The organism is Silanimonas algicola, assembly GCF_054777375.1.
Map to the genome: position 1 here is coordinate 923,211 of NZ_BAAHAS010000001.1, position 17,567 is coordinate 940,777.

At 71.2% G+C, this 17,567-nt stretch carries 17 protein-coding genes and 2 pseudogenes; 7 read left to right on the forward strand and 12 right to left on the reverse strand.

The annotated features are described in order from the left end of the window. Nucleotides 1–14 precede the first annotated feature (14 nt). Both ACYVAK_RS04315 and ACYVAK_RS04320 read left to right on the forward strand, forming a co-directional pair. The gene (locus tag ACYVAK_RS04315; protein ID WP_461058313.1) at nucleotides 15–746 is read left to right on the forward strand and encodes a glutamine amidotransferase; all 732 of its coding nucleotides are present in this window, start codon (nucleotides 15–17) and stop codon (nucleotides 744–746) included. Nucleotides 747–785: 39 nt separating this feature from the next. Continuing rightward, complete coding sequence (locus tag ACYVAK_RS04320) at nucleotides 786–1,751, forward strand: hypothetical protein (protein ID WP_461058315.1); 966 nt, start codon at nucleotides 786–788, stop codon at nucleotides 1,749–1,751. Nucleotides 1,752–1,778: 27 nt separating this feature from the next. On the opposite strand, the gene ACYVAK_RS04325 is transcribed toward ACYVAK_RS04320, so the two are convergent. The 5 genes and pseudogenes from ACYVAK_RS04325 to ACYVAK_RS04345 form a co-directional block, all read right to left on the reverse strand. Next, complete coding sequence (locus ACYVAK_RS04325; protein ID WP_461058317.1) at nucleotides 1,779–2,435, reverse strand: RDD family protein; 657 nt, start codon at nucleotides 2,433–2,435, stop codon at nucleotides 1,779–1,781. Then, complete coding sequence (tatC, locus tag ACYVAK_RS04330) at nucleotides 2,432–3,175, reverse strand: twin-arginine translocase subunit TatC (protein WP_461058319.1); 744 nt, start codon at nucleotides 3,173–3,175, stop codon at nucleotides 2,432–2,434. Before tatC ends, ACYVAK_RS04325 begins: the two co-directional genes overlap by 4 nt. Further along, nucleotides 3,172–3,519 (reverse strand): Sec-independent protein translocase protein TatB, encoded by a 348-nt coding sequence (gene tatB / locus ACYVAK_RS04335; protein ID WP_461058321.1) that lies wholly within the window; start codon nucleotides 3,517–3,519, stop codon nucleotides 3,172–3,174. Before tatB ends, tatC begins: the two co-directional genes overlap by 4 nt. Before the next feature lie 24 nt (nucleotides 3,520–3,543). Continuing rightward, the gene (gene tatA, locus ACYVAK_RS04340; RefSeq protein ID WP_461058323.1) at nucleotides 3,544–3,768 is read right to left on the reverse strand and encodes a twin-arginine translocase TatA/TatE family subunit; all 225 of its coding nucleotides are present in this window, start codon (nucleotides 3,766–3,768) and stop codon (nucleotides 3,544–3,546) included. Nucleotides 3,769–3,846: 78 nt separating this feature from the next. Then, nucleotides 3,847–4,518: pseudogene (locus ACYVAK_RS04345) on the reverse strand (lipid-binding SYLF domain-containing protein); the annotation flags it as partial. A 120-nt stretch (nucleotides 4,519–4,638) separates the two neighbouring features. Here ACYVAK_RS04345 and hemH point away from each other — a divergent pair. Next, on the forward strand, nucleotides 4,639–5,661 hold the full coding sequence (gene hemH, locus ACYVAK_RS04350; protein WP_461058325.1) for a ferrochelatase: 1,023 nt from the start codon (nucleotides 4,639–4,641) through the stop codon (nucleotides 5,659–5,661). Further along, nucleotides 5,654–6,547: an alpha/beta fold hydrolase gene (locus tag ACYVAK_RS04355; RefSeq protein WP_461058327.1), complete on the forward strand. Its 894-nt coding sequence runs from the start codon at nucleotides 5,654–5,656 to the stop codon at nucleotides 6,545–6,547. The genes hemH and ACYVAK_RS04355 overlap by 8 nt, the downstream gene beginning before the upstream one ends. Here ACYVAK_RS04355 and ACYVAK_RS04360 read toward each other — a convergent pair. The 5 genes and pseudogenes from ACYVAK_RS04360 to ttcA form a co-directional block, all read right to left on the reverse strand. Further along, nucleotides 6,502–7,077: a hypothetical protein gene (locus ACYVAK_RS04360; RefSeq protein WP_461058329.1), complete on the reverse strand. Its 576-nt coding sequence runs from the start codon at nucleotides 7,075–7,077 to the stop codon at nucleotides 6,502–6,504. The genes ACYVAK_RS04355 and ACYVAK_RS04360 overlap by 46 nt on opposite strands. 94 nt (nucleotides 7,078–7,171) lie before the next feature. Beyond that, nucleotides 7,172–8,008: a M48 family metallopeptidase gene (locus ACYVAK_RS04365; RefSeq protein ID WP_461058331.1), complete on the reverse strand. Its 837-nt coding sequence runs from the start codon at nucleotides 8,006–8,008 to the stop codon at nucleotides 7,172–7,174. 256 nt (nucleotides 8,009–8,264) lie between these two features. Next, on the reverse strand, nucleotides 8,265–8,885 hold the full coding sequence (locus ACYVAK_RS04370; protein WP_461058333.1) for an outer membrane beta-barrel protein: 621 nt from the start codon (nucleotides 8,883–8,885) through the stop codon (nucleotides 8,265–8,267). A gap of 93 nt (nucleotides 8,886–8,978) precedes the next feature. After that, the gene (locus tag ACYVAK_RS04375) at nucleotides 8,979–9,887 is read right to left on the reverse strand and encodes a recombination-associated protein RdgC (protein ID WP_461058335.1); all 909 of its coding nucleotides are present in this window, start codon (nucleotides 9,885–9,887) and stop codon (nucleotides 8,979–8,981) included. A gap of 107 nt (nucleotides 9,888–9,994) precedes the next feature. Further along, nucleotides 9,995–10,915: pseudogene (gene ttcA / locus ACYVAK_RS04380) on the reverse strand (tRNA 2-thiocytidine(32) synthetase TtcA); the annotation flags it as partial. A gap of 64 nt (nucleotides 10,916–10,979) precedes the next feature. On the opposite strand from ttcA, the gene ACYVAK_RS04385 reads away from it, so the two are divergent. From ACYVAK_RS04385 to ACYVAK_RS04395, 3 genes are read left to right on the forward strand one after another with little or no spacing between them, the layout of a single operon-like run. Next, nucleotides 10,980–11,186 carry a YdcH family protein gene (locus ACYVAK_RS04385; RefSeq protein ID WP_461058337.1) on the forward strand — a complete coding sequence of 69 codons (207 nt, stop codon included), beginning with the start codon at nucleotides 10,980–10,982 and terminating at the stop codon, nucleotides 11,184–11,186. A 46-nt stretch (nucleotides 11,187–11,232) separates the two neighbouring features. Continuing rightward, nucleotides 11,233–13,053, forward strand: coding sequence for a hypothetical protein (locus tag ACYVAK_RS04390; protein ID WP_461058339.1), 1,821 nt, complete (start codon nucleotides 11,233–11,235; stop codon nucleotides 13,051–13,053). Between the two features lie 5 nt (nucleotides 13,054–13,058). Further along, the gene (locus ACYVAK_RS04395; RefSeq protein WP_461058341.1) at nucleotides 13,059–14,021 is read left to right on the forward strand and encodes a glycosyltransferase family 2 protein; all 963 of its coding nucleotides are present in this window, start codon (nucleotides 13,059–13,061) and stop codon (nucleotides 14,019–14,021) included. Here the strand turns inward: ACYVAK_RS04395 and plsB are convergent, their stop codons facing one another. After that, the gene (plsB, locus tag ACYVAK_RS04400) at nucleotides 14,022–16,550 is read right to left on the reverse strand and encodes a glycerol-3-phosphate 1-O-acyltransferase PlsB (RefSeq protein WP_461058343.1); all 2,529 of its coding nucleotides are present in this window, start codon (nucleotides 16,548–16,550) and stop codon (nucleotides 14,022–14,024) included. 19 nt (nucleotides 16,551–16,569) lie between these two features. Beyond that, nucleotides 16,570–17,511, reverse strand: coding sequence for a hypothetical protein (locus tag ACYVAK_RS04405; RefSeq protein ID WP_461058345.1), 942 nt, complete (start codon nucleotides 17,509–17,511; stop codon nucleotides 16,570–16,572). Between the last annotated feature and the right edge of the window lie 56 nt (nucleotides 17,512–17,567).

Here is a 17,567-nt window from a genome sequence, read left to right on the forward strand (position 1 = left end):
CGCCGCATCGCCGCTTGAGCCCCCGCGCCCCCTTCCTGATCCTCGAAACCGGCCGGCCCGTGCCCAGCATGCGGCGGCACGGCGCGTTTCCCCACGTGATCCGCACGGCGGCAGGTCTGTCGCGACGTGACATGCACGTGGTGCCGGTGCTCGATGGCCACACCCCGCCGGACCCGCGCGGTTATGCCGGCGCGATCGTCACCGGCTCCGGCGCCATGGTCACCGACCGCGAACCCTGGTCGGAGGCCACGGCCGACTGGCTGCGGCGTGCGGCTGACGGCGGCCTGCCCATGCTCGGCATCTGCTACGGCCACCAGTTGATCGCCCATGCCTTCGGCGGCGAAGTGGCCTGGAACCCGCACGGCCGCGAGATGGGCACGGTGCCGGTCCGATTGCACGCAGAGGCCGCGCACGATCCGATCTTCAGGCACGTGCCGCGCGAGTTCCCGGCGCAGACGACCCACCTGCAGACGGTCCTCGCGCCACCACCGGGCGCGGTCGTCTTGGCCCGTTCAGCGCTCGACGGCTGCCAAGCGTTCCGCCTCGGCGAACGGGTCTGGGGCCTGCAGTTCCACCCGGAGTTCGGCGTCGTGCACATGCGTGGCTACATCGACGCCCGCCGCGACGCATTGAAGCGCGAAGGCCACTGCCACGTGCGGATGCTAGAGTCCGTCCGCCCCGCCCCGGCCGCGCGTGATGTGCTGCGGCGATTCGTGCGCCACGCCCTCGCGCAGCACCGCGGCTGAGCCCTTCCCCTGACCTCCCCTTTCCCCGGAATCCCTCCCATGACGCCCCGCTGGGCCGGCCTGGCCGCCCCCTTCCGCTGGTTGATCGACGCCGTCGACGTCGGTCGCCACCAGCCCGCCGTGATCGTCTCCGCCATCCTCTTCACGGTGATCGTCGGCTTCCTGCCGTCGCTGCCGCTGCAGCTGATGACGATGGCCGGCTCACCGCCGGGCATCGCCGTCCAGCTGCTGTTCCAGGCCGTCGGCCTCGTCGTGTCGCTGGCGATCTCGCCGGTGCTGGTGGCGGGCATCTACCGGCTGCTCGACGCGGCGGAACAGGGTCGACCCGTGGCCGTGGCGCAGCTCGGCGACGGCTTCCGAGACGGCAGCTGGGGCGCGCTCGTGCTCGTCACCGTGCTCGGCTACGTGCTGATGCTGGCCCTCCTGTTCACCATGATGACGACGATGGCGGCGATCGCCGGCGTCGAAACGCTGCAGGCGCTGCAAGCCTGGCTCGAGCAGATCATGGCCCTGCAGGCCAGGGCGCAGGACGCCGGCACGCCCATCCCGCCCGATGCCCTGCCGACGCCACCGGACGGAATGGGCGGCGTGCTCCTCGTTCTGCTCGCCTTCCTGCCGCTGTGGTCGCTGCTCGCACTCGCGCTCGGTTGGGCGCTCGTCTCGGTGGCGATGCGCGGCACCGCTCCGCTGGCGGCGATCCTCGGCGGCTTGCGCGCGGTCGTCGTCAACGCGCTCCCGCTTCTGGTGTTCGCGGCCCTGTTGGCGCTGCCGGGGATGCTCGTGGCCGGCCTTGTCGGCCTGGTGATGATGGCGATCATCGCCCTCGCCTCCCTGCTCGGCCCGCTGGTCGGCGGAGTGATCGGGATGGCGATGGTCCTTGCCGCCACCGTGGTCGTCTCGGCTATCGGCTACGGCTTCACGCTGAATGGCTGGCGCGCGACATGCGACGACGGATCGGATGCGGCCGGCATCGAACGTCCCGAGATCGCCGGCTTCGAGGCCTGATCCGCGGCCCCGGCCTCGAGGCTGAGCTCAGAGGCCGAGCAGCATCACGGCCTGGATCACCGTCCAGGCGACCCAAGCCAACAGCAGGGCCACCGCGGCGGCCTGCAAGCCCAGCCAGGTGGTGGCCCATGCGGGCAGATCGCCGCCGCCGTCCACCCGCGTTCCAGCGACAAGGTCGTGCCCGGCACGGCCGTCGTCGCGGACCATCGCCAGCGCATGGCCAAGGTGCATCAGCAGCCAGCTCGGGCCGGCGGCGACGAAGCGGAGCACCGCGCGCGGCAGCCCCACCGGCGCACCGCTAATCGCCAGCACACGCAGTTGGAGCGCGCACTTGCCCGGCGTGCCGCGCCAGGGCGAAGCCTCGAAACCGACGAAGTACGCGGCCACGATCGACCAGCCCCACAGGCCCGCGCTCATGAGCGACGCGACCACGACCTCGGTGCCCTGCGTCATCGCGGCCATGAGGACGGCATCCGACCGAAGGGCGGCGGCGAGGTCGAGCAGGGCGACGTGCCCGGCGCCGAACGCGCGGTCGAGGGCGGCCAGCATGTCGCCCTCCATGCCTTGCCACGCCGATCGCGCCGCCCGCAGCGGCCGCCACGCGGCCGCGACGACGAACGGCGACAGCAGGGCGAGATCGAGGGTGTAGGCGGCGTAGCGCGCCTTGAAGGCCGCCGCGCTCATGCCGCCTCGGCGGGCTTGGCGCGCACCAGCAGGCGCCCCACCAGCAGGCCGGCTTCGTACAACAGCCACATCGGGACCATCAGCAGCACCATCGACAGCCCGTCGGGCGGGGTCAGCAGCGCGGCGAGGATGGCGATGGCGACGATCACGTAGCCGCGCCACTCGGAGAGCTGCGCCGGCGTGACCCAGCCCAGCATCAGCGCGACGAGCACCGCGATCGGCATCTCGAAGGCGAGGCCCGCGGCAAGGCCCATCACCAGCACGAAGCTCAGGTACGCGTTGATGTCCGGCATCATCGTCACGCCTTCGGGCACCGTCGCCGTGAGGAAGGCGAACATGGCCGGCAACAGCACGAAGTAGGCGAAAGTGATGCCGACGTAGAACAGCAGCACCGCGGCCACGAGCAGCGGCAGCGCGAGCCGCTTCTCGTTGCGGTACAGGCCGGGCGCGACGAAGGCCCACGCCTGGTAGAGCATGTACGGCACCGCCACCAGCAGCGCGACGAACAGGGTCAGCTTCATCGGCGCGAAGAACGGCGAGGCCACGTCCACCGCGATGAGCTGGCCGCTGTCGGGCAGGTGCGCGAGCAGGGGCGCGGCGAGGCGCGCATAGAGGTCGTTGGCGAAGGGGAGCAGGCCGAGGAAGGCGACGCCCAGCGCCAACAGCGCGCGCATCGTGCGCAGGCGCAGCTCGAGCAGATGCCCCATCAGGCCGAGGCCCGTGTCGCCGTCGTCGCTCATGGGCCGGGCGGCTTGGGGTCGACCGCGATGCCCGGCGGCGGGTCCGCGGCGGGCGGGGCGTCGTCGCCGGTAGCGGCGCGGACGCTGGACTGCAGTTCGCGCGCCTCGTCATCCAGCTGCTTCACCGCGTCACGGATGGCGGCGCGCTCGGCCTGGAGGGCCGCCTTCATCTCCTCGGCCGCCAGCTCACGCTCCATCTCGCTCTTGACGGCGAACCACTGCGCGCGCGCCTTGCGCACCCACAGGCCGGCGAAGCGCGCGGCCTTCGGCAGGCGCTCGGGGCCGAGCACCACCAGGGCGATCACGCCGATGAGGCCGATTTCCACCCAGCCGAGTTCGAACATGGCGCGGGCTCAGCGGGGCCGGCGTCAGGCGCCGGGACGCTCGTTGTCCTGGCGCTCGGCGCGGTGCTCGGGACCGGCCTGCGGGGCCGGCGGGTCCAGCTTGGCGGGCTCGTCCTGCGCGTCGCGCATGCCCTTCTTGAAGCTCTGGATGGCCTTGCCGAGGTCGCCGCCGGCGCTGATCAGCCGCTTCGTGCCGAAAACCACCAGCACGATCAGGAGGATGATGACGAGTTCGCGGAATCCCAGCATGGACGTGCTCCGAAGTCAGGGGCCAAGGATAGCCCGTCCGGCAGGCGGCCCGACGACCGCCGCCTCGCCTCAGCGCGCGGCCTGCGCGCTGGCTTCCTCGAGCTTGTCGCGGAAACCGACGACGGCATCGACCTGCGGGCGGACGCGGTTCTCGAGGATCATGCGCGCCGTGACATCGCGGCCGTAGACGCGGCGGTTGGCGCGGTTGTCGATGGCGATCACCGCGCCGTCCAGGGCGATGCCGGCGAACAGGCCACGGGCGCGGGAGTAGCTGTAGATCTCGGCCTTCAGCTGGCCGTCGGTGCTGGCCTGGGCGCTGCGGCCCACCGGGCCGGCGGCCACCGAGGCGTCGGCGCCGAGGGTGAACTTGCCGTTGACGATATTGTCGACGCCGCGGCGGTTGCGGAACACCAGCACCACGTCGGCCGACTGCACACCGGCCTGGAAGCCGAAGCTGCCGCCACCGAGGGTGATGAAGGTCGGGTTCGACCAGGTGCCGTCGCTGCCACGCACGGCCATCAGCCCCTTGCCGCCGCGGCCGCCGAAGACGAGGCCGGCCTTGACCACATCGGGCATGACCGCGATGGCCTCGGCCTCGCGCAGCAGGCGCTCGGGGATGGATTCCTCAGGGATGGCGAGGATCTCGGAGAGCACGCGCACGGCGTTGTCGGCGCGTTGGATCTCCCTTTCCTGCGCCTTCGCGGCAAAGGGCAGCATCAGGGCCAGCAGGGCGGTCAGCACCAGGCGCATGGGGCGCTCCTCGGGAGTTGGGGACGATCGAGTGTGGGAAACCGCGCTTGAGCGGGGCATGAACCCGGCCGTGACGCGCGGGCCGATCATAATGGTCCCCCACCACCGACGCCGACCCCCATGCACACGGCCTTCCGCCCCGCGCCGCCCGCCACGCCGAACGACGACGCGGGCCGCACCGGCGTCCTGCTGGTCAACCTCGGAACGCCGGACGCGCCCACGCCGGCCGCGGTGCGCCGCTACCTGGCCGAGTTCCTCCACGACCACCGCGTCGTCGACCTGTCCCGCTGGCTGTGGTGCCCGGTGCTGCACTTCATCATCCTGCCGCTGCGCTCACCGAAGGTGGCGAAGAACTACGCCGGCATCTGGACGCCGGAGGGCTCGCCGCTGCTGGCCCTGTCCCAGCGCCTCACGGCGGGCGTGGCCAAGGCACTGCCCGGCGTGGACGTCCGGCTCGCGATGCGCTACGGCAACCCGTCGGTTCCCGACGTCATGCGCGCGATGGAGGCCGATGGCTGCCGCCGCTTCGTGGTGCTGCCGCTGTACCCGCAGTACGCCGCCAGCACCTCGGCCAGTTCGCACGACGCGGTGATGCGCGAAGTGCTGCGCTGGCGCCGCCAGCCGGAGCTTCGCCTGATCCAGGACTACCACCGCGACGCCGGCTGGGTCGCCGCAGTGGCGGACAGCATTCGCGCGCATTGGGCGGCCAACGGCCGCGGCGACCGCCTGCTGATGAGTTTCCACGGCATCCCGCAGCGCTTCGTCGCCGGCGGCGACCCCTACGCCGCGCAGTGCCGCGCCAGCGCCGAGGCCATCGCCGCCGCGCTCGGCCTCGCGGAGAGCGAGTGGGCGCTCACCTTCCAGTCGCGCTTCGGCCGAGAGCCGTGGCTGCAGCCCTACACCGACAAGACCCTCGAGCAGTGGGGCCGCGACAAGGCCGGCACCATCGACGTCGTCTGCCCGGGCTTCGCCGTCGACTGCCTCGAGACGCTCGAGGAAATCGCGGTCGAGAATGCCCACGCCTATGTCGAAGCGGGCGGCACCGCACTGCGCTACGTCCCCGCGCTGAACGACGCGCCGGCGCATGTCGACGCGCTGGCCGCGCTGCTGCGCCGCCACCTCGCGGGATGGTCCGATGCGTGAGCTCCGCCTGCCGGGCGGTCGTGGCGAACTGGCCGCCCTGCGCTTCGGCGACCCCGAGGGCCCAAAGCTGCTCGCCCTGCACGGCTGGCTCGACAACGCCGCGAGCTTCGTCCCGCTGGCCGCGTCGCTCGAGGGTTTCGACCTCGTCGCGCTGGACCTCCCCGGGCACGGCGCCTCCGCGCATCGGGCCAACGGCTACGACTACGTCTACGTCGACTGGCTGCACGACGTGCTCGACGCGCTCGATGCGCTCGGCTGGGCCCGCGCCCACCTGCTCGGGCACTCGATGGGCGCCACGCTGGCCAGCACGCTGGCCGCCGCGGCGCCGGAGCGCGTGGCGAAGCTCGCGCTGGTGGAAGGGCTGGGCCCGCTCGGCGGCGCGGCCGAGAGCGCCGCGGCCCGCCTGCGCGAAGCCGTGGCCGCACGTCGTGCGCTGGACGCCCGACGCGACGATGCGCCGCGCGTGATCAAGGACCTCGCCACGGCCGTTGCCGCCCGTTTGCAGGCCACGCCGATGCGCGAGGCCGATGCGCGCCTGGTCGTGGAGCGCAACCTGCAGGCGGTGCCGGGCGGGTGGGCATGGCGCTCCGACCCGCGCCTGCGCCTGCCCTCGTCGACGCGCCTGCCGGAAGCGGCGATCCGCGCCATCCTGCGGGCCATCGAGGCGCCCACCCTGCTGGTGGCGGCGGAGCCCTCGCCGCCCTACTTCCCGCCGACGCTGCGCGCCGAGCGCGTGGCCTGCCTTCGCGATGCGACCCTCCACGTGCTGGAGGGCGGCCACCACGTCCACATGGAGCGCGCGCCGGAGATCGGCGCGCTGCTTCGCGACTTCCTCGGTGATCAGGAGGCCGATTCGCCCGGTGCGGCCGATTCGTCGAAGCCGTAGCTGATCGTCACGCCCAAGGCGCCTTCCGGTCGCGCTTCGATCGTGTAGCTGACGCTGCGGCCGTCGCGCTCCCAGAGCAGCGTGCTGGACTCCGGCGACGTCATCGCCACCACCGGGCTCCAGCCCGCGCCCTTCATCCGCGCCTCGATGTCGGCGGCCAGGGTCGCGAGCTCGCCGGGCAGCGTCCCACCGATGAAGGCGTTGGTCCCGACCACCATCGACGTGTCCAGCACGAGGCCCTCGGGGACCAGCACATCGGACGGAAAGTCGGCGGGGATCTTCGCGGCCTCGCCCTGCGAGGCGGAAAACGCGCGTCCTTGCTCGTCCACGCCCGACACGGTCTGGCCACCGTCCTCGATATCGAGCTCGGCGTCGGTGATCGCCTCGACGGCCGCCTCGGTCACGGCTTCGGTCGCGGCGTCTTCGGCCGTCTCCCCGGCCCTGCCGCAGGCGGTCACCATGGAGAACGACAGCGCGGTGACGGCAAGCACGCGCAGGGCGGTGAGGGAAAGCATCGGGGCACGGGCCATGGGAAGTCTTCCGGGGGCGGGACGGGGGAGCGACAAGGGTCGCGCGGGACGCGCGGCCACGCCACCCCCGGCATGGGGGCGATTCAGCCGCGGCTCAAGCCTTCGTCAAGGCCCGGAGGTGCGCTTTCATCCCCAACCCGCCGTCACTGCGCAGGAAGGCGCGCACCTCGCGCCATCCCGGGCAACGCTGTTCGACTTCGCGCCAGAACGCCGCGGAGTGGTTGGCGTGGATGAGATGGCAGAGCTCGTGCACCAGCACGTACTCGAAGGCCGAAGGCGGGCCCAGCACCAGCGACAGGTCCAGCGACACGGTGCCATCCGGCGCGAGGCTGCCCCAGAGCGAGGACAGCGCGCGCACGCGGAACTCGCGCGGCGGCCGCGGCAGCCCGGGAAGGTAGGCTGGCAACCAGCGATGGATCGCCGCACGCGCCTGCACCGAGTAGAACTCGAGCAAGGCGCGGCGCAAGGCCGATGGCGCCGCTGCGCGCGGGGCATGGAAACGGAGGTGGGAACCCTTCGGCGCACCCGTCGCATCGGGCGGTCCGGCAGGGTCGACACGCTCGAGTCGCGCGCTCCGGGCCTCGACCCATGCCACCGGCAGCGACTCGCCAAGCAACGGCAGCTCACCCACGGCATCGAAGCACCAAGCGACGGGCGCGCGCGCGCCGCGGAATCGTTGCCACTGCGCGGCGATCCATCCGGCGTGGTCCTGCACGAAGGCGTGGGCGACGCGCTCGGACACGCGCCACGGCACCGACAACCGCACGCCGCGCTCGCTGACGGTGAGCCGCAGCCGGCGCGCGCGCCGATCGCGAACGCGATGCAGCGGCACCGACGATCCGTCCGGGAGCAGAACATCGGTGCGCAAGCTCTCGCGGGCGGCTTCGCGCACGAGCTCGAGGCCGAACAAGGAACGCAGGTCCGGGCTCATGCACCCGGGCCCTTCGCGCGCCCCCGGCACTCGCCCGGTGCAGGCGCGTCGACGCGATGGGCGGTCTCGTTCGGCACGGGGTCAACCGTCGGGCAAGGTCGCTGGCGCCGTGGAATCATCCTCGCAGTCTAGCCCGCTCCGGCGTGAGGACGGGGACGGACGGCGCAGGCGGAAAAAGGCAACGCCCCGCCGGAGCGGGGCGCCATGCGCACACCGGGGCGCGGTCACCTCGACGGCATCCGCCCCCGGTCGCGGATCACCACTGCAGGCGGAGGCCGAGCTTGAAGCTGTTGATGCCGTCGCCGAGCTCGGTCGACAAACCCGCGGACCATGCGCGATCGATGTGCCAACGGACACCGAGATCGGCCACCGCACCCTCGAAGAGGGTGTAGTCGGCGTCCTCGACCAGCGTGTAGCCGACCTTGGCGTAGCCCTCGATGTTGTCGGCCATCAAGCCGCGCAGGCCGACACTCACCCGGTAGCCGTCGACGTTCGCATCGTCGCTCTCGCCGCCGCGCGAGGCCTCGCCGCGGTAGTCGACGTAGGCGACCTCGCCGAGGGCATGCAGGCGCTCGTCGATCGGCAGCGCATAGCCGACGCCGCCGGTCACGCGGGCCAGGTCGAAATCGACGTCCGCGAGATCGCCGCTCACGGTCTCGTAGCCGGCGAATCCGTAGAAGTCGCTCCCGCCGAAGGCGAGGCTGCCGTTGACACCGCCACCGTTGCCACTGAGGTCGAGGTCATCGACGACGTCGATGTCGAGGTTGTTGTAGTGCGCTTCGACGTAGGTGTAGGAAAGCGCCGTATCGGCGGCCTGGGTGGCCGGGGCGGCGAGGATGGCGAGGCCCAGCAGGGCGGGAAGGGTGGCGCGGTTCATGGTGACGCTCCTTGGTGGAATGGCCGTCGCGAGGGCGACAGCCTGGGAACCCGCCTTCATGGCGGGGGATTCGGATACGGGACAGGCCGCGAATCAGTCGACGCGGCTGAGCTTCAGCGCCTTCTCGAGCACGCCAAACAGGGTGTGAAGCTCGGCGCTGAACAGGGCGTAGCGCGCGTCGAGCTCGGCGGCGAGCGAATCGCGCTCGGTGTTCTCGAGCTGGTCGACGGCGCCGTCGAGGAACTTCAGCTTGCGGACGATCAAGTCTTCGCCGAGCACGAAGCTCACGTGGTCGTCGAGCACCAGGGCGAGCTTGGTGACCTGCTTGCCGGTCTCGAGGTGCTTGGTGATCTCGTCGGCGGTGAGCTCCTGGCGCTGCGCCTTCACCACCGCGCCGCCATCGACCGGGTCCTTCAGCTCGCACTCGTCGCCGAGCGCCAAGCCTTCGGGCAGCGGCTCGCCGGTGAGCCAGCCGGTCATCACCGCGCGCACCGAGACTTCGGCATTGACCGGCACGGCGGGGAAGCTGCCCATCGCGTGGCGCAGCTCGGAGACGACGTTCTCCGCCGACTTCTTCGACGAGGCATCCACCGCGATGATGCCGTGCTTCGCGTCGACGCTCGCCGAGGTGCGCGAGCCCTTGATGAAGGCCTTGGGCAGCATCTCGTGGATCAGGTCGTCCTTCAGCTGCTTGCGCGCCTTGCCGCCGAGCTTGCGGCCTTCCTTCGCCTCGATCTCGGCGAGCTTCTTGGCGAGCGCGTCGTTCACCACCGCGCCGGGTAGCAGGCGATCCTCGCGGCCCAGGCTCACCCAGGTGAAGTCACCGAGGCGGTGCGTCATCGCCGTTCCCTCGCCCCCCATCGGCGGCACGAAGCCGCGGCTGCCGAGCTCCAGCGGGCCCACCGGCTTGAGGGGATGTTCGGCGAGGCGGTCCTCCAGCGTTTCGAGGGCGGCGTTGATCGAGGAGGGATAGCGGAAGAACGTGAGATTGCGGAAGAACATCAAGGATTCCAGATGGGGTCGAAGGTCTTGGCGCGGATCGCGGCCAAGGCATCGGGTTCCGGGCGAGGCGCGGCGGCGTCATCGTCGGCGTCGTCGGTCGCATCGCCTGCGACGGCGGCCGGCGTGCCCGCCATCCACGCGTGCAGGTCGGGCAGCGGCGCATCGCCGCGACGGCCCAGCGCCATGAAGTCGAACAGGGACCGGTCGGAAAGCTGCGACGGGCGCACGTCGCCGAGCGCGCGGCTGATGGTCTCGAGGCGGCCCGGGAACTCCTTCTCCCACTGGTCCAGCATCCGCTTCACGACCTTGCGCTGCAGGTTCTCCTGCGAGCCGCACAGCGTGCAGGGGATGATCGGGAAGGCCTTCGCCTCCGCATACGCCGCGATGTCGGCTTCCTTCACGTAGGCCAGCGGGCGGATCACCGTGTGCTTGCCGTCGTCGCTCTGAAGCTTGGGCGGCATGCCGCTGAGCTTGGCGTGGAAGAACAGGTTGAGGAAGAACGTCGCCAGCAGGTCGTCGCGATGGTGGCCCAGCGCGATCTTGGTGAAGCCGTTCTGCTCGGCGTAGGTGTAGAGCGCGCCGCGGCGCAGGCGCGAGCACAACGAGCACATCGTCTTGCCCTCGGGCACGACGCGCTTCACCACCGAGTAGGTGTCCTGCTCGAGGATGTGGAAGGGCTGTCCGATGCCGGCGAGGTACTCCGGCAGCACGTGCTCGGGGAAGCCCGGCTGCTTCTGGTCCAGGTTCACCGCCACCAGCTCGAAGCGCACCGGCGCCTTGGCCTGTAGCTGGCGCAGGATGTCGAGCATCGTGTAGCTGTCCTTGCCGCCGGACAGGCAGACCATGATGCGGTCGCCCTCCTCGATCATCCCGAAGTCGGCGATGGCCTGCCCGACCTGGCGGCGCAGGCGCTTCTGCAGCTTGTTGAACTCGTGTGGAATGGAATGGGGCGCATCGGCCGCAGGCGGGGCGGAGCGCGTCTCGGCGAGGGCCATGGGGCAGCGGGGTGTCGCGACGTGGGGCGCCATTCTAGCGCCTGAGGGGCTCCCCCCTGCCCGGCGGCCGACGGCCGGGTGTAGGCTCGGCGGCGGCATGCATCCCTACGACCCCGGCCAACTCGCGCACCGCCTCGTGGAGCTCAAGAGCGAGCACCGCGACCTCGACGCCGCCATCGCGGCGCTGGCCGCCGGGCCGGACATCGACGAACTGCGGCTCAAGCGCATGAAGAAGCGGAAGCTGGCCGTGAAGGACCAGATCGCCTGGATCGAGAACCAGCTGATCCCCGATCTCGATGCCTGAGGCGGGGGCGGCTGGACAAGCGACGGCCACGCGGGTCCTTCGCTGGATGACGGCCACGTTGGCCGTGGTCGCCGTCGCGCAGGCGATCAGCTTCGCATGGACCTTCGCCAGCCACGACTTCATCCGCGACCTGCTGGCGGCCGGCGACATCGCCCGCGGTGAAGCGTGGCCGCTACGCGGCCCGGTGATCAACAGCATGGTCCACGTGGGGCCATTGTGGTTTTACGTGCTCGCGCTACCGCTCGCGCTGGGCGGCGGCCTGTTGGCGGCCACGGTCTGGGCTGGAGCGCTCGCCACGCTGAAGGTGGTGGCGGCATGGCGGCTCGGGACCGCGATCGACGGCCCGCGCCTCGGCCTGTTGGCGGGTGCGTTCGCCCTACTGCCTGGCTGGACGCTGATCCACCAACTCCAATTCACGCAGACGCTCCTGCTCGAGCTCTTCGTCTATGCCACGCTGCTGCCGCTGTTGCGGCTGTGGCGCGGTGGCACCGGACGTGGATGGGCGATGGCCGGACTCTGGCTGGGACTGGCGGTGCAAGCGCATCCTGCGGCCCTGTTCCTGCTCGCGCCCATGGCCTTGGTGGGCTTTCGACGCCTCCGCCAGATGCGTTCCGAAGGCGGCTGGATCGCGTTGGGCGCGCTGCTCTCGATCGCCCCGATGCTGCCGATGCTGTGGGCCGAATGGGTCGAGGGCTTCCCCGCCGCCGCCCGCCTGTCGGCGTTCGCGGCGACGCCGGAAGCCGCGACGCGGCCATGGGCGGCGTTCGGCGTCCTCGAAGGGCTGACCTGGCAGAGCGCGCGGGTCGTCGTTGACCTCGCGACGCCGCTCGCACTCGGTGCGCCGGCGGGCGTCCTGTTTGCGACCATCGGCGGCTGCGCCGCCCTCGGACTGGTCGGGCTTGCCCGTGACGCCGGGCGGCTCTCGCGCGTTGCGGCCGCGGTGGGACTCGCACTGTTGGCCGCGCAGTGGGTGAGCTTGCTGCGCCCGACCTCGACCTACTACCTCGCGCTCGCCGCGTGGCCCTTTGTCGTGCTTGCCCTCGCCCTCCTGGTTCAGGGTGACGGCACCGCGCGGGACGGCGGATGGCGCGCGTCGATCGCGGTGACGGCCGCGCTCACGCTGTCGCTCCTCGGGTCGGCGATCGTCGTCGCCCAAGGGCAAGCCGGGCGGATCGTCCTACCGCTCGCAGGGATGCTCGACGTGGTCCGCGGACCCGCCGGCGCGGCGCCGGTGGCCACGATGCCCGCCTGGGCCACCGAGGCACTGGCACGCCAGACCTGTGAGGCGCACACCCTCGTGCTGCGTGGCGAACTCGCCGCCTTCCTCGATTTCTACCAGGGCATCCCCTGGCGGTGGGACTGCACGCCGGCGCCGCGGATCGCCCTGGTCGACGCTCCGCCGACCGGCTCGACCGTGCAGCGCGCGATCATGAGTCCTGCGGCCCTCAAGACCATGGGCTGGCCCACCGCGGATTGGACCACGGCGGTCTCGATCGCGCCCGCGCGCGTGCTGTCCGCCGGGCCGCCGGTCCTGCCGCCGCCCCCGACGCTCCAGCACCCCCACCGCGACTTCGATCCTGCCGAGCCCCGGGACGTCCGGCACGTCGTGGTCACACACCCCGGCGAACTGCTGGCGGTCTACGCCCCGCTCTTCATCTTCGACGGCGGCACCGTCGTCGCGGCGCGCGTCGACGGCAATGTCGTGCTTCCGCTCGTCGCGACCAACAGCGGCGCGGTGTTCGCAGCGCCGTCCCGCCTGGCGGCGGGCAACACCACGTGGACCCTCGAGCTGCGCGGGCGCCGGCCGGAGCAGATCGAAATCTTCACGCTCCGCCCGCCCGGCGCGGCCACCACCCCGGAGGACTGAGGCCGATGCGCCCAGCAGAGCAGCCATCCACCGTCGCGATCGTGATCCCGCTGCACAACGAGGTCGCAAGCGTCGACGCGCTGGTCGACCGTCTCGCGGCAGCGCTGCCGTCGCTGGGCGCCGACGTGCTCGCGGTATTCGTCGACGACGGCAGCCGCGACGCGACGTATGTCCGCCTCCAATCCGCCTGCACGCGCCTGCCTTCGCGGGTGGCGCTGGTGGAACTGTCCCGCAACTTCGGCAAGGAAGCCGCCCTGCTCGCCGGGATCGATGTCGCGCTCGATCGGGACGCGTCGGCCGTCGTGCTGATGGACGGAGACCTCCAGCACCCGCCCGAACTGCTTCCCGAGATGGTGGCGCGATGGCGCGACGGGGCCGACACGGTCGTGGCGAGAGCATCGCGGGCACGCGCCGCGTCGACCGCCAGGCGCGCCTTCACCACCGTGTTCTACCGGCTGCTCAATGCGACCAGCCGCGTGGCCATCCCCGATGGCGAAGGCGACTTCCGGCTGCTGGACCGGCGCGTGGCCGCCGCGCTGGCGGAGCTGCGCGAAACCCAGCGCTTCACGAAAGGGCTCTATGCCTGGGTCGGCTTCCGAAAATCGCACATCGAGTTCGATCCACCGCCGCGCACCGAAGGCGACAGCCGGTTCAGCACACCACGCCTGCTGGCCTTGGCCGTCGATGCCATCACCAGCTTCACCGTCGCCCCGCTGCGACTGGCACTGTTCGCGGGCCTGCTGATCGGCGGTAGCGCCCTCGCCTACGCCGCATGGATCGTGGCATCGACGCTGTTCTACGGCCGCGACGTGCCCGGCTTCGCGTCGATCCTGACCGCCGTGCTCTTCCTCGGCGGCTTGCAGCTGGTGTGCACGGGGCTCCTCGGCGAGTACCTCGGGCGGCTCTACGGCGAAGCGAAGCGGCGTCCGGTGTACATCGTCCGTCGCGTGGAAGAACGCGGCGACTGATCAGCCCTTGAACGCCGGCCGCTCGCCGGTCGTGCGCCCCACGCCCGCGCCGGTGTCGCCGGTGATGTGGGTGATGGTCTGGCGCAGTTCGCGGCCCAACACGATCTTGGCGTCCTTGTCCCACGCGATCAGCGCGTCGTCGAAGTCGAGCTTGCCGTCCGGGCACAGCCACACGAGGTTGAGTTCGCGCAGCTGGGCGATGAAGCCGCGGAACAGGCTCTTGTCGAAGAACTCGGGCGCGGCCGGTGCATACAGCAACGACAGGCGCTGCGCCGCGAGCTGGCAGAAACTCTCGAGTTCGCTGGCGCTGATGCTGCGCGGGCCGCGGCGCACAAGCGTGGCGATCGCGATGAAATAGCGCTCGAAGGCCTGCTGCAGGGAATGCGCGATCGCGCGCAGGCGGAACACCTCGTCGGTCTGACCCGGGCCACGGGTGAGGAAGCCGCCGTCGTCGTTGGCCACCGAGAGCAGGCCTTCGGCGACGAACAGGTTGATCGTCGCGTCGAGGCGCTCGGCGAACTCGGCGTCGTTCCAGGGCAGGAAGAGCTCGGCCTTGATGAAGGGGTAGATGGTCTTGCCGAGCCGCAGCACGCCCGCGCGGCTGATGCGGCGGTTGTTCTGGAAGCAGAGCGCGATCCAGGCCGGTGCCGCGAACAGGTGCAGGACGTTGTTGCGGAAATAGCTCTGCAACACCGCCGTATCGCCCTCCATCGAGAACACGTCGCCCAGCGGATGCTTGACGCGGCGGATCACGCCCATGGCCTCTCCGTACGCGACGATCTGCTCGGGCGACATCGGCGTGACGGTGACGCGGTCGCTGTAGGGCAGCGCGGCGAGCAGCTTCTTCGAAAGCGCCAGCTGCGCGAGAAGGTCCGCTTCGTCCATCGCGTGCTTCGGCGTGGCCAACAGGGCGACGCCGAGCAGGTTGATGGGGTTCACGTCGGCGGCGCGGTTGATGTTGACGTGGATGCGCTGGGCCAGCTCGTCGACGACGTCGCCGAACCACTCGGGCCTCGCGTCGGGGCCCAGCGCCTCGCCCGACCAGCCCTCCGCACGCTCGGCGAGCACCTCGCCGAGGTGGATGGGCTCGCCGAAACTCACTGCCACCTGGCCGTAGCGGCGGCGCAGCGTGCCCATCGCCGCGACGACGAGCGCACCGATGCTTTCCTTCTGCTTCGGCCGGCCGGTGAGCTCGTCGAGGTAGCTGTCGCCCTCGATCAGCTTCTCGTAGCCGATGTAGACCGGCTGGAAGACCACCGGGCGGCGCGGCGCGCGCAAGAAGGCGCGCAGGGTCATCGCGATCATGCCGCCCTTGGGCTGCAGCAGGCGGCCGGTGCGCGAGCGCCCGCCTTCGATGAAATACTCGATCGAGAACCCTTCGCCGACGAGCTGGGCGACGTACTCGCCCAGCACGGCCGTGTAGAGCGCGTTGCCCTTGATGCTGCGACGGATGAAGAACGCGCCACCGCGACGGAGGATCGGGCCGATCACCGGCATGTTGAGGTTGATGCCGGCCACGATGTGCGGCGGGACGATGCCGTTCTTGTAGAGCAGGTAGCTCAGCAAGAGGTAGTCCATGTGGCTGCGGTGGCTCGGCACGTAGATCACCTCGCGCCCGGGCGCCACGGCTTTAAGGCTGTCGAGGTGGTGGACCTGCACGCCGTCGTAGATGCGGTTCCAGAACGCGGTGAGGCCGAAGCTGGCCGAGCGCACCGCCGGATGCGAGTAGTCGGCCGCGATCTCCCACGCGTACTTGTAGGCCTTCTTCCAGGCCTCGGCCGTGCTGGTGTTCTCGCGCCGTGCGGTGTCGGCGATCGCCTTGCGCACCGGCTCGGCATCGACGACGCGGTCGACCAGCAGGCGGCGCGTCGACAGGTCGGGGCCGATGATGGCCTCGCGGACGCGGCGGAAATGGCCCCGCAGCACCCGCGCGGTCTTGCGCACGGCGCGCTCGTGCGGGAGGTCCTCGGTGAGGATCTCGCGCACCGGGAAGCCCGGCGAGAAACGCACGACGGTGCCTCGGCCGTTGAGCAGGATCGCCAGCAGCCTGCGGAATCGGCCCACCAGGGCCCAGTTCTCGGAGAACAGCACCGAGAACCAGCCGCTCTGCCGGTCGGGCGCGCGGCCGACGAGGATCGACACCGGGACCAGCTGCACGTCCTGCTTCGGGTTCAGCCGGTGCGCCATCAGCAGGCGCGCCAGGGCGTCGGAGTGGGTTTTGTTGGCCGGGCGACCGATGCTGCCGTTGCGGCGGCGCGACAGGGCCACGTACGCCCGGCCGCGGCCCAGCGGGTCGCCGGGCAACGGCGCCAGCGGCGACGGCAGGCCGGCTTCCCGGCAGGCGCGGTCGAGGATCAGCATGTTGCTGACGCCGTAGTGCTCGAGCACGTAGCAGACCGGGCGGTCGAGCGTGATCGGCGGCACGTCGGGATCGCGGGTGATCTCGATCCACGGGTTCAGCAACCACTCGAGCAGGCGCGCCCACCAGGGCGGGCGGACGTAACCGGTCACGGGCGAATCGGTGGCCATGCGGGTTGCCGTTCGCGGGTCAGTTCGCCGGGGCGGCGGCCGGGGTCTCGGCGGCCGGGGTCTCGGCGGCCGGCGTCGCGGCGAGTTCGGCGACCGAGCGCTCGAGCGCCTCGATGGCGTCCTCGCGGTACCAGCCGCCGTCCACCAGGCGCATCGGCTGCTCGAAGCTCACTTCGTTGCCCAGCAGGGGATAGCGCACGCGAACGACGGCGCGCGGGCCGTCGATGGCGATCACCTCGGCCGACACTTGCGACAGGGCCGCATCGGCGTCGATGCCGTAGGCGGCCGCGACCTGCTTGAACCCCCGGAACGCGACGCCAGCCTTCTCGAGCATGGGGTCGTAGTCGAGGGCTTCGATCGCGGCGACGTCCGGCAGGTCGAGTTCGCGGGCGGTGCGCACGGCGACCCCCAAGGCCTGCTTCGCGCGCTCGCGGTCGGTGAACTGGGCCTGGTCGCCGGCCCATTCGGCCAGCGCGGTGACGACGCCGGTGGCGTGGCTCTTCTCCGCCTCGCTCATCGTCTCGCTGGCACCGATCGCGGTGGTCGCGAAGCCGGACAGCATGGTGACGCCGAGCGTCCACTTCGGGCCGAGCTCCTGCTCGAGTGCGGCGAGCTTCGGCTCGGCCTTGGCCCACAGCGCGGTCTCGGCATCGGGGGCCGTGAGCTGGGCCATCAGTTCGGCGTAGCGCGCCGCCTGTTCCTCGTCGACCGCGTTCTCGGCCGCCAGCTGCTGGCGCCACAGCGCCTTCTGCTGGGCGTGCATGGCCGGCGGCAGGCTGAGCTCGGCGTAACGCCTCAGGTCGTCCTCGCGCAGGGCCTGCGCGAGGGCTGCCACGGCCGCCACGGGCTCATCCGGCGCACCGGGCACGGGCTCTGGGTCGCGACGGCACGCGGCCAGGGCCAGCAGGGCCAGCAACAGGCCGATACGGGCCGACAACGAACGGGTCCAGGGCGTCAGCAAGGGAGGGATCCAGCGCTACTCGAAGGACGGCGGAGGGTAGCAGATCCCCCCTTAAG